A 23,722-nucleotide genomic window follows, 5' to 3' on the forward strand; every position below is an offset into this window, starting at 1 on the left:
GCGGTGTTCCGCAGCGGGAACGCCAGTTCGAGTGAAACGGAGGTCTTGATCTTGCAATCGCCCGACGCACTGACGGCCGTCCTGGTCGAAGCCGACCTCCTGGCTCGCGAGGACTCGACGATCGACGAGCTCTCACGGGTGCTCAGGGACCTAGCAGCGAACGCCGAGCACGTGGACGGTCTGCCCGCCGCAACCGCACGCCGCTTTGCTCCTGCGGTCGAACTGCTGGTGGAGCGGCTGCTGAACAGCGACGAGCAGGCAGGCGCGCTGGAGCTGATCGAGGAAGGCCTGCTCGACGAGGTCAGCGCACTGCAAGCTCAGCTGGCGCAGGCGAGAACTCCGGCGCCCGGTACCCCGCTCCCCGCCGGCACACCGATGTCCGTGACGTACCACGACGATGAGGTCCCGGCCGTCATCGTCGTTCCCGCGGAAGCAGTGCCGAACTCGCGGACACAGGCGCTGGAGGTCGTCCGGGTGGCCATGAGCGAGTTCGGACCTCGTGAGCTGGCACGCATCCCCGAACTCGTCACGCGTGCGCCGCGGTGGCTGCACGACTCCTCCACGGTGCTGGCCGAATGCGTCTCGTTGCTGACCGCGACGACGGGAATCCCGCTACCGACCGGCATCGTCGCGGTCGGCAGGTGGTCCGGTTCCGAGTTCGCGCCGTTGTCCAAGGACGAGATCTCGAAGCACCACGATGCGGTCAAGGCCGACGGCCGTTTCAACGCCCTGCTCGTGCCCACGACGACAGGTTGGCTGTTGCGAACAGCCGACCATGAACGCACGACCGACGACAATCAGCGCGGACTGGCCGGGCTCGCTGCGTTCCTCTTCGAGGACGCCTGGGCGAACTGGAGGCGCGAGCGCTTCGCCGCAGTGCTGGCGGACTGCAAGTGGCGCAAGGCGGACGTCACCCCGAAGAACGATCCGTTGCCGGAGATCCGGACCCAGCAGAGCCAGATCGTCAAGCAGATGTTGTGGAGGGACGAGGTCCCGGTCGTCCTCTTCGGCGGCGGGACCAAGTGCGGCAAGCGGGTGACGGTGACCCAGGTGACCACGCAGATGACCGCCCTGAACTGGCAGTGCGTGACGCTGAACACCGACTCCGACCAGGAGCTCACCACGCGCGACGAGCTCATCCGGGTGGGCAGGGCGGCGTTCGCCTGCGAACCGGAACGCAAGTACCAGCGGCGGTTGCTGGTGCTGATGGGGATGCGCCCGGTGAGCAACTCCGGCGACATCGCTGACATCCTCCGCGACGTCGCGCAGAAGCTCGAGGTGTCCATCTTCGCCCTGCCCCAGTTCGAGTCGGGGCCCGGCGCCGAGTGGACCACTGGCGGTTGTCCCGTGGTGCACGCGATCAGCGGGCCGGAGCAGAGCCTGGACTTCGCCGAGTCGCTGCGCAAGAGCCTGCCCGACCTGCTCGGCGAGCTCACCGACGATCAGCTCCGCGACATCACGCAGCGCAACGACGCGAACCTGCGGGATCTGTGCGACGAGCTCCTGCGCGTCGCACGGGGGGAAGACGAGGACGTCGAGGACAACTCCGGCGTCTTCGCACGACTCACCGGTGACCAACGCGAAACGCTGGCCATCGCGGCTACGAGGGTGATCCTGAAGCGTCCCAACCCTCAGGCCGAGCTGACCGACTTCCTCGATGTCGACGAGTTGCCCCAGCTCGGTTTCTCCCCCACCGCTGTGCCGGGCTACCTCACCCTGAACAACGTGTCAGCGGGCGAGCGGATCCTGCTCGCCTGCGATCAGCTCGCCGGCGCGGCAGACCCCGCGCGCCCGCGAGCCGAAGCGGGTGAGGCGGCGATCGCCAGGTACTCCGCGGCGGAGCTCTGCCGTGCCGCCAAGTCGGACGACAAGCCGACGAGGAACACCATCCCGACCGCGATCTTCAGCCTGCGCATGCACGGCCCGGTGCTGGCGCGGCGTGTCATCGAGGAGTTCGCCGAGAGCGACGAGTTCAAGCTGTGGCTGACCACGGCCGGGTCGGACGAGATCGCCGCGCTCCTGCGGTCCTCCGGTGGCCTGTTCGGCAAGAGGGTCGACGAGCTGTGCGAGCTGCTCGCGAGCCGGATCAGCGGACTCCAGATCGACCTCCGCCAGTCGACGCTGATGATGGTCGCGGGGGTCGTCTCCCGCTACCGCACGTCCATCGACGGCGACCTCTTCGGGCACTGCCTGAGCTGGGTGCGCAACGCCGCGGAACACGCGCTGCGGATCGGCTACGCCAGCAAACACGACACCTACGGGCTGTTGAACCTCCTCCTCAGGTTCAACGACCCGAAGATCGACGAGATCGTGATCGAGGGTGCGCGCGACCTGCTGACCGGTCTCGACCACACCTCCCTCATGGAGTGCCTGCTGGTGTACCGCGTCGACCAACTGGCCACGCGGGCCATCAACCGGTCGGAACACCCGGACCGCCACGAGGCGATCGCGGAACACCCCGAGGTCCGCAGACTGCTGGGCATCCCCCCTTCGGACGCGAGCTTCACGTTGACGTTGCTCAGGCTCGCGTTGTGGGTGCACTTCGACAAGCCCGACGAGGACTGGACCGAGAGGTTGCACGCTGCGAAGCCCGCCTTGCTGCGGGCGCTCGCCGGGGAGTCCGCGCGCGACGTGCACCTCGTGCTCTCGCAGATCGGCGAGATCAGGGTCGTCTTCGCCAACAGGGTCCTCAACGAGCTCACCTCGTTCAGCGACGAGATCAGCAAGATCATCCGCTCCTCGACGCCCCCTGCCGACACAGCGATGCTGCTGAACACGACTCGCCGGTTGCACCTCAACAGGGCGATCCAGGTCCTCTACCCGAGAGGCGGCTACGAGCCGGACGTCGAGCTCGCGGAGGACCTGGCGGAGATCGCCAGGAAGCAGCGGGACGGCAAGGGAACCGGCATGTTGCTCGCGGCACTGACGGCCATCGACGAGAACGTCCTCCGCGAGCACGCCGGCTTCGGCACGCTGGTCGCGGAGGACCTCGGCTTCGACTGGGTGGTCGAACGGATCCGCCTCGACACGCGGTCGTCGACGAGGTACCACCTCCTGAAGGAGATCTGGGGCACCGAGGCGTCCTACCGCAAGCAGCTCGTGGAGATCGCGCTGAACGTCATCGTCCACGCGGTGAACCGAGGAGTCAGCCACTGGGGTCCGCAGCTCGCCCTCAGGCTGGGAGAGCACGCGGACCTCGGTTGGGACTTCTTGCGCAGCCTCCAGGGCCGGCTGTGGGACGAGGGCGTGTTCAACGGCATGATCGGGATGCAGAACGCACAGGCCCAGATGCACTACCACCGGCTGGGGCGCGCGCTTTTCCCGCACCTGATCGGCAGGTTCATCGAGGCGTTCAACGAGATGCCGTCGCAGTACATGCAGGGCATCTCGACGTCGGAAGCAACGGTGGCCTGCGCGGCCGCAGCCGAGACCCTGATCGCCGGTGGTGTCACAGACGCGGGCAAGGACGTGCTCAACGTGGTGCTCGGCGACGCGGAGGACATCGAGAAGCGCCTCAGGAACATCTACAACGCCGCGGAGCTCGCTACCGCGATGCACAACCTGGCCCACCTGGACCGCACCGTCGCACGAACCGTCGTGACGGCTCTGGCGCAGCCAGAGGCGGTGGAGACCGACGACGAGGACACCGCCAGCGCGCAACCAGCGCAGCTCACCTTGCTCGCGCGGAGAGCACGACAGGCCATGTACGACAGCCCACTGGCCGGGCTGGACTTCCTGAACGCCGCCGAACGCGCCGCCGAAGGCACCGGCGCGCAGTTGCTGAACGACACCCGCGGGCGGCACGTGTGGCGAACGTTCTTCCGTGAGGCCCTGCACCTGCAAGACCCCATCGAGCAGTACCGCGCCACCCGTTACCTGACCCAGCTCGGCTGGTTGCCCACCGCCTCGAACAAGGAGTCCGCCACCGGCCTGTACCGGAAGTGGCTGGAGAGCCAGAGCCTTCAGGGGATCACGTGTGTGAAGCGCCTGACGGGTCTGCTGCGGATGTTCCTGACGTGGAGCGAAGCCGTGCCCGGCCAGCGCGACTGGCCGTGGAAGATCGCGATGAAGATCAATTTCGAGGCCGTTCAGCGACGTCTGGAACGGTGTCGCCCCGCCGACCTCGCCGCCCTGCCGCTGTTCGCGGAGTCACTCGTGCTCACCAGGAAGCGCGACGAAGCGAAGAAGCTGGTCGACCTCGTGGTCGGGCTCGGCAGGGACACCGTCGCCGACCGGCTGTCGTTGTGGGACCTCTACCGGCTGCACGGCTGCGCGACCCGGCTGCAGGTACCCGGCGCGGCGTGGGTGACCGACCAGCTGGCTGCGCAGGTCTCCGCCGGAATCGAGAAGTCCATCATCTACAACGAGCGCGAACACTGGTATGAGATCGGCTGGGCCGTTCACCGGCTCCGGGTCAGCAACGCGCCCGTTCCCGAGATCACCCGCACCGAGCTGAACCCGAACATGGCTCACCCCTTCCTCATGGGCTGGGCGCTCAGCGCACTGCCGTCGTCGAAGTGGCTTGATCGCGAGCTCGACCGGGTTCGCAGCCTCGTCCACGGTGTCGCTCCGGTGACGGACCAGGACCGCTTCTGCGCGATCGTGATGGGCGCCCGCCTGGGCGATGTGGCCGCGTTCGTGGACGTCACCGACGCGGATGTGAAGAACTCGGTCGCACGAACGAGTTTCCACCGGCTCCGGGCTCTTCAGGAGATCGCACAGGGATCACCCGAGGTCGCCCAGCTGCTGGACGACGTCGAACCCGAGATCCGGATCCGCGCACGGAAACCGCTGGCCTTGTGCGAGATTTCGGCGCAAGACGTGGTGATGAACTTCAAGAGGACCTGACACGGCGCCGGCGTCGCCGCTCTCGTCAAGACTGCCCACCCGGGTTGGCACGCACGAGTGTGGCGGTCTTCGCCCTCCGGTCCACGATCGCCACAACCACCAGCGCGGCCGCCGCCACGCTCAGCACCAACCCCCACACCGGCAAGTACTCGGCTTCCGGCAACTGCCCCCACACCCGCCCGTAGTCGAGCACCGGCTGCACAACCTGCCGCAACCCGTCGGCGAACCCCACCAGCACCAGCCCGAACGCGACCGGCAACACCCGCAGGTGCAGCAACGTAGGCGCGGCGGTCGCCGCCGACGACGTCACCGCCGCCATGGCCAGCCCGATGACCAGCGCCCCCAGCCCGCCCTGCGTCACGTCGGCGTACTCGCCGGTGAGCTCGACCACCGTCACCATGAGCACGGCGAGCACCGCGCACGCCAGCGCCGCCACCACCGTCGGCTGTCGCAGCTGCGCCGCGAGCAACCCGACCCCGACACCGACCAGTGCGGCGGGCGCGTAGTTGGCCACGCTGCCGGCGGACATGTAGATGGCGAGCGTGATCGGCGCGGCGACCGCGAACAGCACGAGCCCCGCCGTCGCGATCCTGAGCAGCGCGCCCCGTCCCAGCGCGATCGCGAGCGCGGTGGCACCGGCCAGCAGGAGCACCCCTGCCACCACCGGTGCGGAGGGCTGTCCGACGAGGTGGCCGAGCACCGCCACCACCACCGGCAGCAGCGCGGCGAAGGTGCCCACCACCTTGGTGCGCCGGTCGAGGGACTCGACGGTCACCTTGCCCGTTCGTGCCGCGAACACCGCCAGCACCGCTCCGGTCACCGCAAGCCCGGCCAGCGTGATCTCCAGGGCCGCCGGCCGCAGCGGGCTCGACAGCCACGACAGCCCGAGGAACACCGTTCCCAGCAGCTGCACCACGACGACCAGCGCCGCCAGCGCGGCGTCCCGTGCCGCCGACAGCGCGCCGAGGACGACCAGCACCGCCCCCGCGGTCCCCAGCGACCCGACGATGCTCGCGATGCCCGGCCGGGAGCTCGTGAGGTGCACGTGCGACTCGGTCGTCGCGACGAGGACGCCGAGGGTGCCCGCCACCAGCAGCCACGGCCACCGCCGCGAGAACCACACCCCGGCGACCGCCGCCACGAGCGGCATCCCGAGTGTCGCGACGGCGTACTTGCTCAGCTCGAACGTCTCGCCGCGGGTGGAGACGAGGTCGGCGTCGCTCACGGTGAACAGGGCGAGGAGCGCCAGCGCGACCGGCCCCCAGAGCCAGCCGAGCTCACGACGGGTGTTCTGCACAGCGCGGAACGTAACCCAGCACGCAGGACGCCGGGGTGGAATCGGATCAGTTGACCACGTCGAGCAGCTCCAGGTACCCGCCGCTGACCCGCCACAACGCGTCCGCGTGCGGTGTCAGCTTGCCCGGCGCCCACCGGTGGTCGGTGTAGGTCTGCTGGGCCCGCCGCAACGCCGCGAGGCTGACCTCCAGCTCCTCCTCGACCCGCTTGCGCAGCTCGTCGGGTGACGGCGCGGCCTGGCGCACCAGCTCACCCGTGCCGTCGCTCACGGCGACGAGCGTCTCCTCGGCGATCCCGCCGGCCGCGCTCCACACCAGCGCGGGTCGCTCGATCCGGTGGTTCCACACCGGCGCGCCCGCCGACCGCCAGTGCGCCGCGAACGGGTTGCGCGACAGCCGCGTCGAGTTCGCCCAGTGCTCCGCCCCGACCGGTTCGCTGCGCCACGGCACCTCGTCGACCGGCAGGTCCACCACGAGCGCGACGTCGATCATGTCCACGTCCCGCGGCACGTCCAGCAGGTCGCCGAAGACCCACAGCTCGACCACCTGGAACCGGAAGAACGAGGTCGGCAGCTCGGCGCACTTCTCCGCGAGCTCTCCGAGGTGGTGCACAGCACGAGTCCACTTCACCCGCACGATCCTCCCCCATGATGTGCGCGGTGCCCGAACTGACCGCCACCGAGATCGCCCGCGCCGTGAACACCGGCGCCACCACCGCCGTGGACCAGGTCGCCGCCGCACTGGATCGCCTCGCCCGCGTGGAACCGCACCTCCGCGCGTTCACCGAGGTCTTCGACTGCCTGGACCACGCCGCCGAGGTGGACCGCCGCGTGCGCTCCGCGTCCCTGCCCCTCGCCGGTGTCCCGATCGCCGTCAAACGCGGTGAGCGGCGCGCGCACCGGGAACGGTTGACGGCCCTGGGCTGCGTCCCGATCGGGCTGACCACCACTCCCGACGGCACCACGCCGTGGCAGACCTGGGGCCGCAACGCGCACGGCGTGACCCGCAACCCGTGGCACCCCGACCGCACTCCCGGCGGTTCCTCGGCGGGTTCCGCCGTCGCCGTGGCGTCCGGTGTCGTGCCGCTGGCCACCGGCGTGGACGGCGCGGGCTCGATCCGCGTCCCCGCCGCGTGGTGCGGCGTCTTCGGACTGAAGACGACCTCCTCCGAACGCTCGGCCGTCGGCGTGTTCGCCCGCCATCCCGACGACCTGGCGCTCTACCTCGGCTGCGCCGGTTCCGCCTCGGTGACCGCGGCCTGGTCCCCCGACCTGGGCTTCGCCACCGTCGACGCCGAGCAGATCGCGGTGGCGCACGCGGCCGCGCTCGCCCTGCGGCCTGCTTCGGCCGACCTCGTCCTGGCGGACCCCGCCGCCGACTGGTTCGCCGGACGCTGTGGCGCGAACCCCGCCCTGGACGCGTTCTTCGAGCACACGGACCTGCTGCTCACGCCGTGCACGCCCGGTCCGCCGCACGGCCACGACGGGCCGGGTGAGCGCGTGAACACCAGCTTGACCTGGGCGTTCAACCTGAGCGGGCATCCGGCGCTGAGCATTCCGGCCGGGTTCTGCGAGGGGTTGCCGGTGGGTCTGCAGGCCGTTGCCCGGCACGGCCGCGAGGCCGACCTGATCACCGCCGCCAACCACCACCGCAGCGCTGTCAGACCTCGTCGGTAGCCTCATCGGGCATGGAGGTCGAGATCTATACCGACGGTGCGTGCAGCCCCAACCCGGGACCGGGCGGCTGGGGTGCGGTGCTGCGCTACGGCACGCACGAGAAGGACATCTACGGCGGTGACATCGGCCCGACGACGAACAACCGCATGGAGCTCATGGCCCCGATCATGGCGTTGGAGGGCCTGACCCGGCGCTCAACTGTGCGGCTCTACACGGACAGCACCTACGTGCGCAACGGGATCACGTCCTGGGTGCACGGCTGGAAGGCGAACGGCTGGCTCACGAAGTCCCGCGAGCCGGTCAAGAACTCCGACCTGTGGCGCCGCCTCGAAGCAGCGGCGAACCAGCACGACGTCGAGTGGCACTGGGTCAAGGGCCACGCCGGCCACCCCGAGAACGAGCGCGCCGACCGCCTGGCCGTGCGCGGCGTCGAGGAGGTGACGGGCCGCGAGATCACGCAGCCCGCGGCGAAGCCGAAGAAGGCGGCCAAACCCCGGCAACCGCAGAAGCCGAGCGAGAACCCGTGCGGCGCGCCCACCAAGAAGGGCACGTCGTGCCCGATCACCGCGGGGGCGAGCGGGTTGTGCCACGTCCACGACCCGGCGTTGCAGTGCGGCGCCCTCACCAAGCGCGGCGTGCCCTGCGCGATCGCGACCGGCGGTGGCCGCTGCGAGCACCACCAGGACGCGCTCGAACTGTTCAGCTGAGCAGGTCGTAGCAGGAGTGCACGGCGGGCTGACCCGTGTAGTTCGGGCCGGCCCTGTCGTCCGCGCCCAGGTAGCGGAACGGCAACGCCGGCCGCCCCTCACCGGCGAAGCTGATCAGGCGTTTCCGCGTGTCGTAACCGAATCCGGCCGCGCGCAACGCCTTGGTGAGCACACGGCCGTACGGGCTGCCGTCGGCGCGACGCACGCTGGCGACGTCGAAGTTCGCCACGAACCGGCCACCGGGCGCCAGCCACGACACGGCGCGGGTCAGCACGGCGAGCTTGTCGCCCACGTAGTGCAACCCGTGCACGCACGTGACGAGGTCGACGGCCGCCGCGGGTTCCCACTCGTCGACCGGCACCACCACGAACCGCAGCCCCAGGCGTTCCGGCACGTGGTGGTCGACCAGGTCCACGCCGGTGATCGCCACGTCGGCGCGTGCGGCCTCCGCAAGCGCTTTGCCCGAGCCGCAACAGAGGTCGACCCACCTCGTGCCGGACGGCAGCCGCAGGTCCAGGCCGAGCTCGCGGCGGTACCCGGCGAGGCCGCGCTCGCGGTTCATGGCGCAGTTCGCCACGACCGACGAGCGCCACAGCGCCTCGTCGTCGAGCAGGCTCACCGCAGCACCCCGGCGAGCCGTGACATTCCCTCCGCGATCTCCTCGGGAGTGTTGGTGGTGAAGGACATCCGGAACGTCGCGTGGTCCGGTGTCGTCGCGAAGAACGGCGCTCCCGGAACGAACGCCACGTCGTGCTCCAGCGCCTCCATCAACAGCACCGCGCTGTCGACCTCGCCTGGCAGCCGCAGCCACACGAACATGCCGCCGTCCGGGTCGCTCCACGTGGTGCCGTCCGGAACGGTCGCGGGCAACGCGTCGATCATCGTGTCGCGCCGCCGCCGGTACTCCGCGCACAACGTCTTGACGTGCGCGTCGAGGTCGTTGCGCGCCAGGTAGATCGCCGCGGCAGCCTGGTCCACAGTGGACGTGTGCAGGTCGGCTGCCTGCTTCACGACCACCAGCGTCCGCAGCAGGTCGCCTGGAGCGCGCAGCCAGCCGAGCCGCATGCCGGGCGCGCCGATCTTCGATAAGCTGCCCAGGTAGATCGTTCGATCGCTGATGGATGCGAGCGGGGCGACGGCGTCGCCGCGGTACCGCAGCTCGCCGTACGGGTCGTCCTCGACGACCCAGAGGTCGTGCGCGGCGGCGATCTCGGCGACCTCGGCGCGGCGAGCGGCGGACAGCGTGCAGCCGGTCGGATTCGCGAACGTCGGGACCAGGTAGAGCAGCGAGGGACGGTGCGCGGCCACGACTTCACGCAACGAAGCCGGGTCCAGGCCCTCGGCGTCGCTCGCGACCGGGACGATGCGGGCTCCCGCCAGCTGGAAGCATTGCAACGCAGCCAAATACGTCGGTTCCTCCACCGCGACGACGGCGCCGGGCTCCAGCAGTGCCGTCGCGACCAGCGTGAGCGCCTGCTGCGAGCCGGTGGTGATGAGGACGTCCGATGTGGGCAGTCCGCGCGCCGTCAACCGTTCGGCGACGAGGCCGCGCAGCGTGGAATTCCCTTCTGTCGGGGCGTATTGCAGCACCGAGCGGTCCCGCAACGCCTCGTCGTAGGCGGCGCGCAGACCGTCCAGGTCGAACAGTTCCGGAGCGGGAAGCCCACCGGCGAAGGAGATCACCTCGGGGCGGGACGTCAGCGCGAGGAGGTCGCGCACCGGGGAGCTGGCGACGTTGAGGACGCGGTGCATGACCGCCACGGTAACCGCGCGGCCTCCAGCGGATCGCAGATTTTTTGTCAGGGGTCCTGGCTAGTTTGGACCCATGGACATCGAAACCCGGGAAGAGCAGCCATATGCGGCGATCAAGGACACGGTGACGCAGGAGACGTTCGGCAAGGTCGCCAACCGCTTCGCGGACGTCATGCAGTGGCTGGCCGACCGCGAGTTACCGATCCTCGGAGCCCCGTTCTTCCGGTACTCACGCGTGACGGGCACCGAGTTCGAGGTGGAGGCCGCCATCCCCACCATCGCCGAGGTGCCCGCGAACGGCGACGTGTTCTGCTCGACGCTGCCCGCCGGCCGGTACGCCGTGGAGGCGTACGAGGGCCACCCGGACGGCCTCGCGGAGGTGACCGGGCGGCTGCTCGCGCGGGACCTGCCGTTCGACCGCGACGGCGACCGCCGGGGTGCGCGCCTGGAGACGTTCTTCACCGACCCCGCCGTGCAACCCGACCCGACGAAGTGGACGACGGAGGTGGCCATCCGCTTGGCTGACTGACCACGCATATGCCTCATGGGCTATATTACTGGCATGGCATCTACCTTCGCCGTGCTGGCGGATCCGAGTCGCCGGGAGATCCTCGACCTGCTGCGTGAACGCGAGCGGCCGGTCGGCGACCTCGTCGACCGGTTGACGCTGACCCAGCCGACCGTCTCGAAGCACCTGAAGGTGTTGCGGGAGGCCGGTCTGGTCGAGGTGCGCACCGATGCCCAACGCCGCTGGTACCGGGTCAACCCGCGCCCGCTGGCGGAGGTGGAGGCCTGGCTCGCGCCCTACCGCGCGATGTGGGAGGAGAGCCTGGACGCGCTGGAACGCCGGCTCGACGAGATCGAAGGGGACTGACCCGTGGACGCCGAACTGCGGATGATCGAGGGCAAGCCCGTCCTGTGCTTCGAGCGCCGGCTGCGGCACTCGCCGGAGAAGGTCTGGCGGGTCGTCACCGAACCGGCCGAGATGAAGCACTGGTTCCCCGCCGAGGTCACCCTCGACGGCCGCGCGATGCGCTTCACGTTCCCGGACGCCGCCCCGGTCGACGCCGACGGCGGCGAGGGCGAACTGCTCGAGTCCGACCCGCCGAAGGTCTTCGCGTTCCGCTGGCACAACGACGTGCTGCGCTTCGAGCTCCTGCCCACCCCCGACGGCTGCCTGCTGGTCTTCACCGCGGTCATCACCTCGAAGCTGTCCGCGGGCCGCGACGCCCCCGGCTGGACCACCTGCCTCGACGCCCTGGTCGCCCACGCAGACGGCACGGAGTTCAAGCCCCCGACCGACCACCTCGCCCGCATCGAGCACCACATCGCCGAGTTCGGCCTCGACGAGGGCACCGACACCCCGGCCGGCATCGTCTTCGTCCGCGACCTCGTCTGGATCCCGCTGCACGACGTCTGGTCCGTCCTCACCGAGGGCACCACCGTCACGGTCCCGCCCCGCGCCGCGCACCCCGGCCTCACTCCCGGCCGCGTGACCCGCGCCGAGCCCCCGCACCTCCTGGAGTACGAGTGGCTCCACGACGGCACGCCGCAGGGCGTCGTCCGCTGGGAGTTCACCCATGAACACCTGCAAGGCACCACGGTCACCCTCACCCAAGAGAACGCCCACGGCCCCGAAGCACTCGCCGCCTGGCACGTGCACATGGAACTCTTCTTCGCCGCCACCCAGGGCGACGTCCGCTGCCCTTGGCCCACCGACCGCGAACAGGAGCTGACCCACCGCTACGCCGCCCGCCAGCCCGCCGCCGACCACCCGGTCGAGTGAAGCTTGTCCTGATTCCCTCAGAGCGTCGTCTGTCAGATGTCCGAAACCCACACCCTCCACCGCCCCGCAGACAAGGAACGCGGGAGGGGCGGCAGCGCCAGCCTCACTTGCGATACCCACGGGCCTGCGACGGTCACCGGCCTACCCGATGCTCGAACTCGCCGGACGCCCGCCAGGCCAACCGGTCGATGCCGAGCGACGCGCGGGTGGCGGGCCGCCCGATGGAACCCCCGCAGGATCCGGACGGGCCGACGACGGCTCAGTCCGCCGAGCCGTGGAGCATCGCGAGCCGGTCCACGCCCACGCCGCTGATCAGCAGCCGTTCCTTGCGGTTGCCGAGCAGGCGCTGGGTCCAGTCGACGAAGCCGCCGTCGCCGATCTCCTCGCCGTGCAGGTAGACCTTGAAGCACAGGCCCTGGTAGTAGCCGGGGGTGCGTGACGGGTCCGCGGGCAGGTCGCCGCGCAGTGCCTCGAAGCGCGGGTCCAGCACGCTCACCCGCACCTCGACGTCGCCGCACGCCTGCCGCAGGAACGCGACGTGCTCGGCGAAGGCGTCGCGTTCGAAGGCGAGGGAGCCGCGGTCGCGGCCGGCCGTCACCGCGCCGAACAGCGTGAAGTGCGCGAAGCGTCCGGCGCCTTCGAACTGCTGGGCACGCACGACGCGTTGCACGGCCGCCAGCCGAACGACCTCCCCGTGGGGTGCGGAGAGCTCGGTGCGGCGCACCGCCGCTTCCAGGGCGAGCGCGTTGGTCGGGTCGGCGGCCACTTCGGTGCCGCGCACCGTCGAGAGGACGTTGTTCTGGTCCACCGCCGCGACCGCCGAGCAGGTTCCGAGCGGCACGACCGGCGCGAGGCCGACCACCGAGAACGATGGCGGAAGCGCCGCGAGCAGGCGGTCCTCAAGAGCGCGAAGGGCAGCGAAAGGCACGGCGTAAGGCGCCACGAAGCGGTCTGTGCGGTAGCGGCGCAGGACGTCGGCTGGGGAGAGCGCGTCCGCGCGGCGGTGCATCAGAGCGAGGAGGGCGGTGGTGAGTTCGCTGCCGGGGAGGCGGGTCAGGGCGTCGAGCACCGCGGGACCGCCGAGGGTGCGCAGGACGCGGGTGAGCGGGGTCATGGGATCAATGGTCCCCATCGGGGCCAATGGATTTGAGTTGGCCCATATGGATTTGAGGTGGTCCATGAGGTCGTGGCGTGGACAGCCTGGAGATGCGGCGCGCGGCTGGAGCGGATCGCGACCTGGTCGTCACGGCAGCGGGGACGCGACTGACCTGGCGGCTGAACGGCCGGGGTCACCACGCCGTTCGAGACGGCGGTCGCGGTGCGTGGGCCGCGCACGCGGCGAAACGCTCGCTTGTCGCCCGCGCAGGAGGAAATCACGATCCACATTCCAGCGGAACATCAGACGGGCGCGTCATCGAAACCGAGGGCGAGAAAGCAACAGCGGAGAAGATCCGGAAAGCGGCCGAACAGTTCCGCACCCCAGAAAGGCACTATCGGTTCGACAACCACTGCCTGACGCAGAAGCCGGATGGGTCAGGCAGCGAGTGCGGCCTGGCCGGCCGTGGTCAGTGCGGCGGGGCCGGGGGTGGCGCTGATCAGGCCCGCGGTGGTCAGGCGGGTGCCGATGAACTGGTCGGTGCAGCCGAGGCCGTCGACGAGGAGTGCGGTGCCGGAGAGCTGGCAGCGGCCGGCGGCGACGGCGCGCAGAACGGCGCGGTCGCGGTGGGTCAGTGTGGCGATCATCTTCTTCTCCTTGCGGGTAAATCTTCTACTTACTCATACGTCGAAGAAGAAGGCGTTGGTTCGACCTCATCGGCAGAGAATTCTGCGCGAACGCCCAGGAGGCGTACCGGGCGGTTGTGGTCGAAGCAGGCGAGGACGGTCAGGGCGGCGTCGGCCAGGTCGTGAGCGGAGGACGTCGGTGCGGGCAGTTTCATCGAGCGGACGTTGGTGAAGAACGGTGCGAAGCGCACCTTCACGCCGATGCGCACGGCTGGGCGGCCTTCGGCGACCACGTCCGTGGCCACCTCCTGGGCCAGCGCCACGACCTCGCGACGGATGTCGTCCAACGACGTCAGGTCCTGTTGGAACGTCTTCTCGTGCGAGCGGGACTTCACCACCCACGGCGTTGCGCTGACCACGGTGTCGCCGGCGCCGAGTGCGATCGTGCGGAAGTACGGGCCCATGCGCGGGCCGAAGCGGGCGGCCAGTGCGCCGGGGTCGGCGGTCGCGAGGTCGGTGACGGTCGTCAGGCCCAGTTCGGCGAGTTTGCGGGCGGTTTTCGCGCCGATGCCCCACAGCGCGGACGTGGGGCGGTGGCCCATGACCTCGGCCCAGTTCGCCTGGACGAGCTGGAAGACGCCGGCCGGTTTGCCGAAGTCGGTCGCGAGCTTGGCGCGCAGCTTGTTGTCGCCGATGCCGACCGAGCAGTGCAGGCCGGTCGCGGACAGCACCGCCGCCTGCAGGGACCGGGCCAGCTCGAAGGGGTCGGTGACCGAGGCGCCGACGAACGCCTCGTCCCAGCCCACTACCTCGACGACCACGGGGAATGAGCGCAGCACCGCCATGACGTCCGCGGACGCCGACTCGTACAGGGCGTGGTCGACGGGGAGGAACACGGCGTCGGGGAGCTTCTTGAACGCTGTCCGCAGCGGCATGCCGGAGTGCACGCCGAACGCGCGCGCTTCGTAGGACGCGGTGGCCACGACGGCGCGTTCGGCCGGGTCGCCGTTGCCGCCGAACACCACGGGTGTGCCGCGCAGCGACGGATCGCGCAGGACCTCCACCGCCGCGATGAACTGGTCGAGGTCCACGTGCAAAACCCAGTCCGCCATGCTGGACAGTGTGAAACGGTCCGCCGGAATCCTCCTGTTCAGGAGAACGTCGCAGCTGGAAGTCCTGCTCGGGCACATGGGCGGCCCGTTCTGGGCGCGCAAGGACGCGGGCGCGTGGTCCGTGCCGAAGGGCGAGTACACCGAGGACGAGACGCCGGAGGCGGCGGCGCGGCGCGAGTTCACCGAGGAGCTCGGGCTGCCGGTGCCGGAGGGGGAGCTGGTCCCGCTCGGGGAGGTCAAGGGGTCCGGCAAGGTGATCACGGTGTGGGCGCTGGAGGGTGACCTCGACCCCGCGCAGGTCACGCCGGGAACGTTCGAGCTGGAGTGGCCGCCCAGGTCGGGGCAGCGCAGGACGTTCCCCGAGGTGGACCGGGTCGAGTGGTTCGGCCTGGACGAGGCGAGCGCGAAGATCGTCTCCGCGCAGCGCCCCTTCCTCGAACGGCTCAGCTCCAGATAGCGGCGACCCACTCCGGGTGGTCGATGAACGGGTTGCGGTTGTGCTGGAAGCGGTCGTAGATCAGCTGGTTGCGGCGCTGCTCGAACGCGTCCGGCGGGTCCTGCCGGTGCCACTGCAGCAGGACCGACAGCTTGCCGTGGTAGGGCTGCGTGCCGTTGTTGACCGCGTCCCTCATCTCCAGGTCGGGGAAGCCGTCGGTGCCCTCGTAGCGCACGGCCATGTAGAACAGCATGCGCGCAACGTCGCCCTTCACGGCGTTGCGGGGCTCCCACGAGTCGGCGTCGCCGTAGTTGCCGGGTGCCTCGGAACGGGCGGTGCCGCCGTTGTCGAAGTCCTTGTTGCCGCGGTCGGCGTTGACGGACACGTCCTCCGGCCGCAGGTGGTGGACGTCCGTGCCGGGGCCGGTGGCGGTGCCGAAGTCGCCGTGCGACTTGGCCCAGACGTGCTCGCGGTTCCAGTCGTCGGCGTTGCCGCCGTTGGAGCTCTTGGACTGCGAGCGGCCGCTGTAGAGCAGGACGACGTTCGCGGGGTTGGCCGGGTCCTCGTCGGTGACCTTCAGCGCGTCCCAGACCTGGTCGTAGCTGAGCTTGGTCTGGTTGCGGATGATGCCGTTCAACGCCGACTTCAGCGCCGGGCCCGTCTTGCCCGCGGCCGCGGCGTAGTAGTCACCGCTTGGCGGCGGCGAAGTCGTCGTTGTCGTCGAGGTCGGCGGCGGTGTCGTGGTGCCGGCGAACGCGAACGCCGTGGACGAGGTCAGGCCGGCGTGCGAGAAGTACGCGCTCAACGAGCCCGTCACGTCGACGAGCCGGCCCATGAGCGACGGGTTCGTCTTCAGGCCCCACGCGGACCGGAACGACGACGGGACCTGCACGTAGACCATGCGCGACGTGCCGGTCTCGGCCGCCGTGTCGGCCAGTGCGAGCGCGTAGTCGCTGGGGAACCCGGAGCGGACGACGGTGGTGGTCGCGGTGGGCTGGCCGACGACGTACCCCCTGACCGTCGCGGACGACCCGTTCTGCTGGCTGATCGCCTGCGCGACGGTGAGCGGTGCTGCCGCGGTCGCGGCGGTCGCCCCGTACAGGCCGACCGCCGCCAACAAGCCGATGACTAACGCGAGCGGACTCCACCGTGCCATTCGCACTCCCCGATCGTGTGGATGTTGTGCACACGATCAGGGCTGTGGGTCAACGGACGGTAAACGCAGTGTCACGGCACCAGGACGACCTTGCCGGTGGTGCGCTTCGACTCGACCAGTTCGTGCGCCTTCGCGGCCTCCGCGAGCGGTACGACGTGGTCGAGCCGGACCCGCAGCGGGGGCAGTGCCGCGAGGTCGGCACCCGACGCCGACACGCCCTCGAACAGCTCGAACCGCACTCCGAGCTCGGCCGCGCGCTCGGCGGAGAACCCCGGGTTGCCCGGGATGATCGACACCAGCACCCCGCCGGGCTTCAGCACGGAGGCGGACCGCTCGGCGTACTCGCCGCCGATCGTGTCGAACACCACGTCGACCGGGTCGATCGCGGTGAAGTCCTCGTGCCGGTAGTCGATGACCTCGTCCACGCCGAGCGAACGCAGGAAGTCGTGCTTGGCCGTCGACGCCGTGCCGATCACGTGCGCGCCGCGCGCCTTGGCGAGCTGGACCGCCACGTGCCCGACGCCGCCCGCGGCCGCGTGGACCAGAACGGTCTGACCAGCCGACAGACCGCCGCGTCCGATCAGGGCCTGCCACGCCGTCAGCGCCACCATCGGCACCGCGCCCGCCTGTTCGACGGTCAGCCACGACGGCCGCGGCGCCAGGTCGGCGGCGTCGGCCACGACGTGCTCGGCGTACCCGCCGCCGGCGCCGGGGAACGGCAGCAGCCCGAACACGTCGTCCCCGACCGCGAACCCCTCGGCGCCGTCCCCCAGCTCCACGACCGTCCCCGCGACGTCCCACCCGAGCGTGAACGGCGGCTCCCCGAGCGCGGGGAACCCGCCGGCGCGGACGTAGGTGTCGACCGGGTTGACGCCCGCCGCACCCACCTGGACCAGCACCTGACCCGGACCGGGCACCGGGCGCGGCACCTCCGCGACCTCCAGCACGGACGCGTCGCCGACGGTCTTCTGCGTGATGACTCGCATGTTCTCCCCTTCGATGCCCTCAACGGGGATCATCATGCAGTTAGCGCAAACTATTAGTAAGTAGGCACCTTGTGGTGACTACCGGCGGAGGTACAGGTCGCGCAGCAGCGCGATCTCCGCGGCGTGGTGGATGAACTCGCGGTTGATGTGCAGCACGAGCGCACCGAACGGCAGGTCCGAGAACGGCTCCGCCGGACCGCACGGCACCGTCAGGTCCGCCTTCGCCGCCCCCGCCTGCCACCGCGCGAAGGCCTCGTCGAGCTGCCGCAGCGCCTCGTCGGCGGTCGTCGCGTACGACCAGGTCAGGTAGTCGGCCGGCGGTCCGCCGAAGTGCGCCGCCGAACGGGCGTTGAGCACTCCGACGACGACGTGGGCCATCCGCCACGCGATCGTCGTGACCGGCGCGGGTTCCGGCACGGGGTGCTCCCAGTCGATCGATCCGTCGCGGTGCACCGTCCACGCGCCGGGCACGGGCTCCCAGAAGTACTCGTCGTCGGTCAGCCCGTCGAGCCGTGCGCGCAGCTGGTGGCGCCAGTGCCAGTCGAGCTGGTCGGTCAGCTCCTTGTTCCAGTCCATGCCCGGACGCTAAGACCGCTTGCGGACAACCACCGCCCTGAAAGCACCACCGACATTCATAAACCGAGCGCTCGATATAGTATTGGCGCATGACGACGGTGCAGGAGACCGCGGCGGTCCGGTACGGCATGTGGGTGCTGTGCCCGGCCATCGGTGCCGCCGCGGTCTGGGGGCTGAAGCTGGCGGCGAACTGGGTGGCCGGCCTGAGCTGGTTCCCCTTCCAAGGGGTGTTCAGGCTGGTCACGGAGCTTCCCGAGCCGTGGGTGACGATCGGTGCGCCCGTGGTCGGCGCGGGGCTTGGGTTCGTGTTCGCGCTGATCTGGGCCGCGGACATGCTGTCCGTGGACGTCGGGCACGACCGGGTCGCGCTCCACAGGGACGACAGGAGCTTCGAGTTCACCCGCGCCGAGGTCGAGTCCGCGTTCAGCGAGGGCAGGCAGCTGGTGCTGCTGGGAACGAACGGCGCCGAGCTGGCCCGGGAGAGCACGGACATCTCCGCGAGCAGGCTGGAACAGGCGTTCACCGGCCAGGGCTACCGGTGGCGCGACGCCGACCCGTTCGCCGACGACTTCCGGCTGTGGGTGGAGGACACGCCCGGCCTGCCGCCGGACGTGAACGCGCTGCTGGCCGCACGCAAGAAGGCGATCACGCGGTACGAGCACGGCGAGGCCGCCGAGCTGGCGCGGGAGGTCCGCAAACGCGGCGTCTGCGTCAAGGACAAGAAGAAGAGGCAGTACTACCGGTGCGCACCGTAGACCCGGCGAAGCACGCGCGGAAGAAACGGCACATCACCGACACCGCGGCCGGCCTGTTCGCCGAGAAGGGCTTCGAACGCACGACCGTCGCGGACATCTGCCGGCGGGCGGGCATCAGCACGGGCAGCCTGTTCCACTACTTCCCCACCAAGCGCGCGATCTTCGAGGAGATCTTCGAGCAGGACGGCCAGGACAACGCCGAGGTGTTCGCACAGGCGCGCGCGCTCACGCCGTGGGAGGGCGTGCAGCTGGTCGTCGAGCACCTCGCCGCACCGGCCATGGACCGCGTGGTGGCCGGTCTGGTGCTGGAGGTCGTGGCGCAGGCGAGCCGCGACCCGGAGCTGTCCGCGCTGATCAGCCGCAACGAGGTGGTGGTGCGCGACGAGCTCGCCGCGCTGCTGCAACGGGCCCACGACGAGGGCCAGGTGGTGCTGCCGGTGAGCGCGCGGACCGCCGCGAGCTGGGCGCAGGGCCTGGTCGACGTCCTCTACACGCGGCTCGTCGACCCGGACTTCGACCCGGCCGAACAGGTGACGACCCTCCGGTTGATCCTTTCCCGTTTCCTGGGTGCTGCCGCACCATGAGGGCATGGCTTACGACGTCGCCCGAGTCCGCTCCCACTTCCCGGCCCTGCGGGAGGGCGCCGCGCACTTCGACGGCCCCGGCGGGTCGCAGGTGCCGGACGTCGTCGCCGACGCCGTCCGCGACACGCTGCTCAGCGCCGTGTCGAACCGGGGTTCGGTCACGGCGGCCGAACGCAGGGCCGAGGAGGTCGTGCGGACGGCGCGCCGCACGATGGCCGAGTTCCTCAACGCCGGCAGCATCGTGTTCGGCCGCAGCATGACCCAGCTGACCTACGACCTGGCCCGCACGCTCGCGAAGAACTGGCGGCCGGGCGACGAGATCGTCGTGACCAGGATGGACCACGACGCGAACATCCGGCCGTGGGTGCAGGCGGCCGAGGCGGCACGGGCCACGGTGCGGTGGGCGCCGTTCGACCGGGCCACCGGTGAGCTGCCGGTGGAGGCGGTGACGAACCTGCTGTCGGACCGCACGCGGGTCGTGGCGGTCACGGCGGCGTCGAACCTGCTCGGCACCCGGCCCGACATCCAGGCCATCGCGAACGCCGCGCACGAGATGGCCGCGTTCGTCTTCGTCGACGGCGTGCACTACACCCCGCACGTGCCGGTGGACGTCGAGGAGCTCGACGCCGACTTCTTCGTGTGCTCGCCCTACAAGTTCCTCGGCCCGCACCTGGGGGTGCTCGCGGCGGCACCGGAGCTGCTGGAGACGCTGCGGCCGGACAAGCTGCTGCCCTCGACGAACACCGTGCCGGAACGGTTCGAGCTCGGCACGCTCCCCTACGAACTGCTGGCCGGCACGACCGCCGCCGTGGAGTTCATGCGCACCCTCGACGGCTTGGAGGAGCACGAGCTGAAGCTGCGCGACCAGTTGGAGAACGGGCTGCTGGAGCTCGGTGCCCGTGTCTACAGCAAGGCGGCGAACCGCACTCCGACGGTGCTGTTCTCGGTCGACGGCCTGGAGCCCGCCGAGGTGTACCGCAGGCTCGGCGCCGAGGGCGTCAACGCGCCGGCCGGCCACTTCTACGCGCTGGAGTGCTCGCGGTGGCTCGGCCTCGGCGACAAGGGCGCTGTGCGCGCGGGCATCGGCCCGTACAACGACGAGTCCGATGTGGACCGTCTGCTCAAGGCCGTCGCACGACTGCGTTGAGTCAGACGAAGAAGAACAACCCGATGTAGCCGAGGCCGACGAACAGCGACGCGTTCAGCTTGCGCGTCACGTTCTCGTGCCGGTGGAAGGCGATCAACGCGCGCGACCGCGCCCCCATCACCTTCTCGCCCGCCTCGGGGTCGGGCAACTGCGGTGTCGTGATCACGTCGCCGGTCGGGCCGAACGCGAGCATCAGCTGCGGGCCTGACCGGCGCACGCCGTGCAGCTGCTGCCACGGCACGCGGTAGCTCCAGATCCCGGTGTGGAGCACGACCGCGCCGGCGTCCAGGCGCAGCAACGGCTGGAACCGCGTCACCGCCGACACCGCGCACTGCATGCCCAGCAGCCCGAGCACGACCCAGTCCGGGTAGTGGTGCACCGCGACCAGTGCCCCCACGGCGGCCAGCGCCAGCACCACGCCCTCGACCAGTCTGCGGTCACCCGGCCAGATGGCGTGCGGCAGCTCGACCGGCGCGGTCCCGGTGACCGGTTCGCCGGGCAGGTGTGCACTGTGGACGATGTGCCGCGGCCGCACGCGGGTCAGCGTGGTGGTCGCCACGACCTCGCCCTCGACCACGACCGCGACCTGCCCGCCGTGGTGCCACTCGCCCGCGATCACGACCTCCGCCGGCTCGTGCTGCGCCGGCGGCGGCTCCTCGCCCCGCCACACCGCGCCGAACTCCTCGGTGTCGTGGTACAGCGGCTCGTCCAGCCCGAGATCGGTCATCACCGCGACGGTGGCGACGTCTTCCCTGTTGTACCGCAACAGAATCCGGCGCACGGTCAGCGGGTGCGCCTGCACCCGCACCGCCGTGACCGGGCCGGTCCACAGCGAGCGGCGGCGCCGTTCCCGCGCTGCGAGCATGATTGCGAAGAACACCGCGGCACCGCCGAGCGTGAGCCACCAGGTGACGTCCTCCGGCTCGGCGACCATCCGCACCCACGGGCCGTCCGCGAGCACCGGCACCTTGTCGCCCACCTGGTAGCTGTCGGGGGCGAGCGGTTCGAACGCCGTCCGCTGCCCCTCCGGCAGCTCCACCCACACCTGGTAGGCGTCCTTGACCTCGACCACCTCGGCGTCGACCCGGCTGGCCTGCGCGACGTGCCCGGCGACCTCGTCGGAGCTCAGGTCGTACTGCACGAACGTGAGGAAACCGAACAGCACCAGCAGAACGGCGACGATGCGCAGCACCCCGCGCGGTGGCGGCATGTCCGGCAGGATCACCACCACCGGGCCCGCCGCCTGGCGCTGGTCCGCACGTGACCGGACCGTCAACGCCGCGACGACCGCGCAGGCCGCCGCGTGCAGCCCGAACGCGATGTTCGCCGTCGGGTCGTTGTCGAGCGCGAGCTCCATGACGCCGAACAGCACGCCCATCGCGCACCCGGTGAGCACGCGGCCGAACAGCAACAGCAGCGGTGCCGCCAGCAACGGCACCACGGCGAGCGCGAACAGCGGGTCGGGCAGGCAGGGCCGCGCCGTCGTGCACGGAGCCTCCCCCGCCGCACCGGAGACGACGAACGCGAGCACCCAGCCGCCGACCAGCCCTGCCTTGGTCACCCACCACGGAACCGCTGCCGCGTGCCAGCGCTGGACATCCATGTGCGGATCATGGCACGACCATTGCTCCGAACGGTGTGGTTCACCACCGGTCGAGTGGGTATCCGCAGCTCACATCGACCCATGAGGTGGAGGATCACATGCTGGCAATAGCGGCCGCAGTGGCGTTCGGCCTCGCCCTGCTGTTCGATCTCGCGAAGATCTCGCTCGGCAGCGTCGTCACGCTGAACACGCTGGTGACGCTCGGCCTGTTGCTGGTCGCGCTGCACCTCGCCGGCGTCGGCACGGGTACGCGATCGTTGAGCTGGCGGCGCCGTGCCCGCAGGTAAAGCCCCGGAGAGCCCCGCCAAGCTGCCCAAGGGCGCTTGGTGGGGCGTTCTCAAGCGCACGGTCAAAGAGTTCAACGACGACAACCTGACCGACTGGGCGGCCGCGCTCACCTACTACGCGGTGCTGTCGCTGTTCCCCGGTCTGATCGTCCTCACGTCGGTGCTCGCGCTGCTCGGTGAGACGACGACGCAGGAGCTGCTGAAGTACGTCGACGAGGTGGCGCCCGGCGAGGCCGGCGACCTGATCAAGTCGTCGATCCAGGAGCTGCAGAACAGCCAGAACGCCGCCAGCGTGCTCGGCATCGTCGCCCTGCTGACGGCGCTGTGGACGGCGTCGGGGTACCTCGGTGCGTTCATGCGGGCCTGCAACGCCATGTACGACGTGCAGGAGGGCCGGCCGTTCTGGAAGCTCGTGCCGTTGCGGCTCGGGCTCACCCTCGGCTCGGTCGTGCTGATCTCGCTCACCCTCGGCGCGCTGGTGCTGACCGGCGGGGTCGCGGACACCGTCGGCGACTGGCTGGGTCTGGGCGACGCGGTCGTCACCGTGTGGGACGTCGTGAAGTGGCCGGTGATCCTGCTGCTGGTGAGCCTCGCGTTCGCGGTGCTCTACTGGGCGGCGCCGAACGTGCGGCAGCCGGGCTTCCGCTGGGTCACGCCGGGCAGCCTGCTCGCGATCGTGCTGTGGGCGCTCGCGACCGTCGGTTTCGCGATCTACGTGGCGAACTTCGCGTCCTACAACAAGACCTACGGCTCGCTCGGTGGCGTGATCGTCTTCCTGGTGTGGCTGTGGATCTCGAACATCGCGGTGCTGCTGGGCGCCGAGTTCGACGCGGAACTGGAACGCGGCCGCCGCATCGAGCAGGGCGAGGACCCGGAGAAGGCCTCACCCGAGCCGCGAGATCTCCCGGGGTAGCTCGGCCTTCGTCGCACGCCACTCGCCGTCCGGGCCGGCCTCGATGCGCTCGGTGCCGTCGTTGGGCACCACCACCCACAGCTGGTCCGCCGACGACAGCCACACCACGCCGATGCCGTCGGCCCGGTGGCTGGTGGCGTACTCGTAGGACTTGCGGAACACGTCACCGCCGTTGCGGTCGGTCACCCGCACCTCGCTCGCGCTCTCGGCGTGCGCGACGAACTTGCCGCTGGGCGAGGTCTTCGGCGCGCCGGGGCTCGCGAACCGGTCCTGCCGGTCGTCACCGCACGCCGTCAGCACCAGCAGCAGAGCGAGGACCGCGGTGGCGAGACGGGAAAAGCGGTGCGTCATACCGCCAAAGGTAGCTAGCGTGATCAGCCG

At 70.3% G+C, this 23,722-nt stretch carries 23 protein-coding genes and 2 pseudogenes; 12 read left to right on the plus strand and 13 right to left on the minus strand.

What is annotated here, in order from left to right; translation table 11 throughout:
• Positions 1-51: 51 nt before the first annotated feature.
• Positions 52-4,848: a hypothetical protein gene (locus tag ACZ7CF_RS41540; protein ID WP_470372460.1), complete on the plus strand. Its 4,797-nt coding sequence runs from the start codon at positions 52-54 to the stop codon at positions 4,846-4,848.
• 25 nt (positions 4,849-4,873) lie between these two features.
• On the opposite strand, the gene ACZ7CF_RS41545 is transcribed toward ACZ7CF_RS41540, so the two are convergent.
• Entirely contained in the window at positions 4,874-6,145 is a 1,272-nt protein-coding gene (locus tag ACZ7CF_RS41545) for a hypothetical protein (RefSeq protein WP_458430864.1), read from the minus strand.
• Positions 6,146-6,191: 46 nt separating this feature from the next.
• Entirely contained in the window at positions 6,192-6,773 is a 582-nt protein-coding gene (locus ACZ7CF_RS41550) for a DUF7711 family protein (protein ID WP_458430863.1), read from the minus strand.
• A 29-nt stretch (positions 6,774-6,802) separates the two neighbouring features.
• Between ACZ7CF_RS41550 and ACZ7CF_RS41555 the strand changes: the two genes are divergently transcribed.
• Together ACZ7CF_RS41555 and rnhA are read left to right on the plus strand one after the other, a co-directional pair.
• On the plus strand, positions 6,803-7,819 hold the full coding sequence (locus ACZ7CF_RS41555; RefSeq protein ID WP_470372461.1) for an amidase: 1,017 nt from the start codon (positions 6,803-6,805) through the stop codon (positions 7,817-7,819).
• An 11-nt stretch (positions 7,820-7,830) separates the two neighbouring features.
• A pseudogene (rnhA, locus tag ACZ7CF_RS41560) lies at positions 7,831-8,268 on the plus strand (ribonuclease HI); the annotation flags it as partial.
• A gap of 250 nt (positions 8,269-8,518) precedes the next feature.
• Here the strand turns inward: rnhA and ACZ7CF_RS41565 are convergent.
• Both ACZ7CF_RS41565 and ACZ7CF_RS41570 read right to left on the minus strand, forming a co-directional pair.
• Positions 8,519-9,145: a class I SAM-dependent methyltransferase gene (locus ACZ7CF_RS41565; protein ID WP_470372462.1), complete on the minus strand. Its 627-nt coding sequence runs from the start codon at positions 9,143-9,145 to the stop codon at positions 8,519-8,521.
• Complete coding sequence (locus tag ACZ7CF_RS41570; protein ID WP_470372463.1) at positions 9,142-10,278, minus strand: aminotransferase-like domain-containing protein; 1,137 nt, start codon at positions 10,276-10,278, stop codon at positions 9,142-9,144. Before ACZ7CF_RS41570 ends, ACZ7CF_RS41565 begins: the two co-directional genes overlap by 4 nt.
• Before the next feature lie 73 nt (positions 10,279-10,351).
• Here ACZ7CF_RS41570 and ACZ7CF_RS41575 point away from each other — a divergent pair, with 73 nt between their 5' ends.
• The 3 genes from ACZ7CF_RS41575 to ACZ7CF_RS41585 are packed head-to-tail and all read left to right on the plus strand — an operon-like array spanning position 10,352 to position 12,064.
• Positions 10,352-10,807: a GyrI-like domain-containing protein gene (locus ACZ7CF_RS41575; RefSeq protein ID WP_470372464.1), complete on the plus strand. Its 456-nt coding sequence runs from the start codon at positions 10,352-10,354 to the stop codon at positions 10,805-10,807.
• A gap of 33 nt (positions 10,808-10,840) precedes the next feature.
• Positions 10,841-11,152 carry an ArsR/SmtB family transcription factor gene (locus ACZ7CF_RS41580; protein WP_458430857.1) on the plus strand — a complete coding sequence of 104 codons (312 nt, stop codon included), beginning with the start codon at positions 10,841-10,843 and terminating at the stop codon, positions 11,150-11,152.
• Between the two features lie 3 nt (positions 11,153-11,155).
• On the plus strand, positions 11,156-12,064 hold the full coding sequence (locus tag ACZ7CF_RS41585; protein WP_470372465.1) for an SRPBCC domain-containing protein: 909 nt from the start codon (positions 11,156-11,158) through the stop codon (positions 12,062-12,064).
• Positions 12,065-12,323: 259 nt separating this feature from the next.
• Here ACZ7CF_RS41585 and ACZ7CF_RS41590 read toward each other — a convergent pair whose 3' ends face one another.
• From ACZ7CF_RS41590 to ACZ7CF_RS41600, 3 genes are all read right to left on the minus strand, one after another.
• Positions 12,324-13,178: a hypothetical protein gene (locus tag ACZ7CF_RS41590; RefSeq protein WP_470372466.1), complete on the minus strand. Its 855-nt coding sequence runs from the start codon at positions 13,176-13,178 to the stop codon at positions 12,324-12,326.
• A gap of 419 nt (positions 13,179-13,597) precedes the next feature.
• Positions 13,598-13,807: a hypothetical protein gene (locus ACZ7CF_RS41595; RefSeq protein WP_360397777.1), complete on the minus strand. Its 210-nt coding sequence runs from the start codon at positions 13,805-13,807 to the stop codon at positions 13,598-13,600.
• 29 nt (positions 13,808-13,836) lie between these two features.
• A complete protein-coding gene (locus ACZ7CF_RS41600; RefSeq protein WP_470372467.1) occupies positions 13,837-14,898 on the minus strand; it encodes a DNA polymerase IV in 1,062 nt (353 codons plus the stop codon).
• Here ACZ7CF_RS41600 and ACZ7CF_RS41605 point away from each other — a divergent pair.
• The gene (locus ACZ7CF_RS41605; RefSeq protein ID WP_360397773.1) at positions 14,897-15,355 is read left to right on the plus strand and encodes an NUDIX hydrolase; all 459 of its coding nucleotides are present in this window, start codon (positions 14,897-14,899) and stop codon (positions 15,353-15,355) included. The two genes, ACZ7CF_RS41600 and ACZ7CF_RS41605, sit on opposite strands and share 2 nt — an antisense overlap.
• On the opposite strand, the gene ACZ7CF_RS41610 is transcribed toward ACZ7CF_RS41605, so the two are convergent.
• From ACZ7CF_RS41610 to ACZ7CF_RS41625, 4 genes and pseudogenes are all read right to left on the minus strand, one after another.
• A complete protein-coding gene (locus tag ACZ7CF_RS41610) occupies positions 15,342-16,112 on the minus strand; it encodes an endonuclease I family protein (protein WP_470372475.1) in 771 nt (256 codons plus the stop codon). The genes ACZ7CF_RS41605 and ACZ7CF_RS41610 overlap by 14 nt on opposite strands.
• A pseudogene (locus tag ACZ7CF_RS41615) lies at positions 16,098-16,490 on the minus strand (DUF6359 domain-containing protein); the annotation flags it as partial. The gene ACZ7CF_RS41610 and the pseudogene ACZ7CF_RS41615, both read right to left, overlap by 15 nt.
• A 71-nt stretch (positions 16,491-16,561) precedes the next feature.
• Positions 16,562-17,512 carry an NADP-dependent oxidoreductase gene (locus ACZ7CF_RS41620; protein ID WP_470372468.1) on the minus strand — a complete coding sequence of 317 codons (951 nt, stop codon included), beginning with the start codon at positions 17,510-17,512 and terminating at the stop codon, positions 16,562-16,564.
• A gap of 42 nt (positions 17,513-17,554) precedes the next feature.
• A complete protein-coding gene (locus ACZ7CF_RS41625; RefSeq protein ID WP_470372469.1) occupies positions 17,555-18,052 on the minus strand; it encodes a DinB family protein in 498 nt (165 codons plus the stop codon).
• A gap of 89 nt (positions 18,053-18,141) precedes the next feature.
• Between ACZ7CF_RS41625 and ACZ7CF_RS41630 the strand changes: the two genes are divergently transcribed.
• The 3 genes from ACZ7CF_RS41630 to ACZ7CF_RS41640 are packed head-to-tail and all read left to right on the plus strand — an operon-like array spanning position 18,142 to position 20,538.
• Positions 18,142-18,807, plus strand: coding sequence for a YqeB family protein (locus ACZ7CF_RS41630; protein WP_470372470.1), 666 nt, complete (start codon positions 18,142-18,144; stop codon positions 18,805-18,807).
• Positions 18,795-19,391 (plus strand): TetR/AcrR family transcriptional regulator, encoded by a 597-nt coding sequence (locus ACZ7CF_RS41635; RefSeq protein ID WP_360397765.1) that lies wholly within the window; start codon positions 18,795-18,797, stop codon positions 19,389-19,391. Before ACZ7CF_RS41630 ends, ACZ7CF_RS41635 begins: the two co-directional genes overlap by 13 nt.
• A 4-nt stretch (positions 19,392-19,395) precedes the next feature.
• Positions 19,396-20,538 (plus strand): cysteine desulfurase-like protein, encoded by a 1,143-nt coding sequence (locus ACZ7CF_RS41640; protein WP_360397763.1) that lies wholly within the window; start codon positions 19,396-19,398, stop codon positions 20,536-20,538.
• A gap of 1 nt (position 20,539) precedes the next feature.
• On the opposite strand, the gene ACZ7CF_RS41645 is transcribed toward ACZ7CF_RS41640, so the two are convergent.
• Positions 20,540-22,141, minus strand: a complete 1,602-nt coding sequence (locus tag ACZ7CF_RS41645) for a hypothetical protein (RefSeq protein WP_470372471.1) — start codon at positions 22,139-22,141, stop codon at positions 20,540-20,542.
• A gap of 98 nt (positions 22,142-22,239) precedes the next feature.
• Between ACZ7CF_RS41645 and ACZ7CF_RS41650 the strand changes: the two genes are divergently transcribed.
• Both ACZ7CF_RS41650 and ACZ7CF_RS41655 read left to right on the plus strand, forming a co-directional pair.
• Positions 22,240-22,428 carry a hypothetical protein gene (locus tag ACZ7CF_RS41650; RefSeq protein ID WP_360397759.1) on the plus strand — a complete coding sequence of 63 codons (189 nt, stop codon included), beginning with the start codon at positions 22,240-22,242 and terminating at the stop codon, positions 22,426-22,428.
• Positions 22,415-23,341 (plus strand): YihY/virulence factor BrkB family protein, encoded by a 927-nt coding sequence (locus ACZ7CF_RS41655; protein WP_458430847.1) that lies wholly within the window; start codon positions 22,415-22,417, stop codon positions 23,339-23,341. The genes ACZ7CF_RS41650 and ACZ7CF_RS41655 overlap by 14 nt, the downstream gene beginning before the upstream one ends.
• Here the strand turns inward: ACZ7CF_RS41655 and ACZ7CF_RS41660 are convergent.
• Positions 23,312-23,692, minus strand: coding sequence for a hypothetical protein (locus ACZ7CF_RS41660; protein ID WP_360397755.1), 381 nt, complete (start codon positions 23,690-23,692; stop codon positions 23,312-23,314). The two genes, ACZ7CF_RS41655 and ACZ7CF_RS41660, sit on opposite strands and share 30 nt — an antisense overlap.
• Between the last annotated feature and the right edge of the window lie 30 nt (positions 23,693-23,722).

Source organism: Lentzea sp. NPDC036955 (assembly GCF_055608005.1).

Excerpts from the sequence above, each read along its gene's own strand:
- ACZ7CF_RS41570 (WP_470372463.1), bottom strand. The coding sequence starts at position 10,278 with ATGCACCGCGTCCTCAACGTCGCCAGCTCCCCGGTGCGCGACCTCCTC.
- ACZ7CF_RS41575 (WP_470372464.1), top strand. The coding sequence starts at position 10,352 with ATGGACATCGAAACCCGGGAAGAGCAGCCATATGCGGCGATCAAGGAC.
- ACZ7CF_RS41580 (WP_458430857.1), top strand. The coding sequence starts at position 10,841 with ATGGCATCTACCTTCGCCGTGCTGGCGGATCCGAGTCGCCGGGAGATC.
- ACZ7CF_RS41590 (WP_470372466.1), bottom strand. The coding sequence starts at position 13,178 with ATGACCCCGCTCACCCGCGTCCTGCGCACCCTCGGCGGTCCCGCGGTG.
- ACZ7CF_RS41595 (WP_360397777.1), bottom strand. The coding sequence starts at position 13,807 with ATGATCGCCACACTGACCCACCGCGACCGCGCCGTTCTGCGCGCCGTC.
- ACZ7CF_RS41605 (WP_360397773.1), top strand. The coding sequence starts at position 14,897 with ATGCTGGACAGTGTGAAACGGTCCGCCGGAATCCTCCTGTTCAGGAGA.
- ACZ7CF_RS41600 (WP_470372467.1), bottom strand. The coding sequence starts at position 14,898 with ATGGCGGACTGGGTTTTGCACGTGGACCTCGACCAGTTCATCGCGGCG.
- ACZ7CF_RS41620 (WP_470372468.1), bottom strand. The coding sequence starts at position 17,512 with ATGATGATCCCCGTTGAGGGCATCGAAGGGGAGAACATGCGAGTCATC.
- ACZ7CF_RS41625 (WP_470372469.1), bottom strand. The coding sequence starts at position 18,052 with ATGGACTGGAACAAGGAGCTGACCGACCAGCTCGACTGGCACTGGCGC.
- ACZ7CF_RS41630 (WP_470372470.1), top strand. The coding sequence starts at position 18,142 with ATGACGACGGTGCAGGAGACCGCGGCGGTCCGGTACGGCATGTGGGTG.
- ACZ7CF_RS41640 (WP_360397763.1), top strand. The coding sequence starts at position 19,396 with ATGGCTTACGACGTCGCCCGAGTCCGCTCCCACTTCCCGGCCCTGCGG.
- ACZ7CF_RS41645 (WP_470372471.1), bottom strand. The coding sequence starts at position 22,141 with ATGGATGTCCAGCGCTGGCACGCGGCAGCGGTTCCGTGGTGGGTGACC.
- ACZ7CF_RS41650 (WP_360397759.1), top strand. The coding sequence starts at position 22,240 with ATGCTGGCAATAGCGGCCGCAGTGGCGTTCGGCCTCGCCCTGCTGTTC.
- ACZ7CF_RS41660 (WP_360397755.1), bottom strand. The coding sequence starts at position 23,692 with ATGACGCACCGCTTTTCCCGTCTCGCCACCGCGGTCCTCGCTCTGCTG.